This is a genomic window from Phytobacter sp. V91, from assembly GCF_965644225.1.
Classification (GTDB): domain Bacteria; phylum Pseudomonadota; class Gammaproteobacteria; order Enterobacterales; family Enterobacteriaceae; genus CBFFRJ01.
Window position 1 is genome coordinate 1 of record NZ_CBFFRJ010000307.1, and the last position, 560, is coordinate 560.

The 560-nt window shown below is 43.0% G+C and carries 1 protein-coding gene; it reads left to right on the forward strand.

The genetic code is table 11. From position 1 onward, the window contains the following. Window positions 1-560 (forward strand): MobA/MobL family protein (locus ACSZO4_RS25795; protein ID WP_437891924.1); only part of this gene is annotated, 560 nt, incomplete at both ends.

A 560-nucleotide genomic window follows, 5' to 3' on the forward strand; every position in this document is an offset into this window, starting at 1 on the left:
CTTTCAGCACCCGCCCATATTATTGAAAGCTCTACCGCCCTATGGAATGAAGTAGAAAAGGTTGAGCGTCAGAAAGATGGTCAAACAGCCCGTTATTTTGATATTGCTATTCCCTGTGAGCTTAACAATGAAGATAAAATAAAATTGGTTGTTGAATACTGCCAGAAAAATTTTGTTGATAAGGGGATGATTGCAGATATCGCATTTCACGATCTTGATAGCAATAATCCTCATGCGCATGTGATGTTGACATTAAAACCGATCACCGCTGATGGCTTTGGTAAAAAAGAAAGAAGCTGGAACGACAAGAAAAACGTAATCCTTTGGCGTGAATCATGGTCAGTGATTGCCAATCGCTATCTTACTGCTGCTGGCAGTAATGAACGTATTGATCATCGCTCTATTGATGCTCAACACGCCGAAGCACTCGAAAACGCCGCTATTACCTTGAATGTCGGAGAAAAAGCGTTATGGCTCGCCAAAGCAACAGCAACCAGCCGTCCAGCAATGCAACGTGTTCATCGCGCCAAGTGGAACAGTAAACACGTTCAGGAAAAACG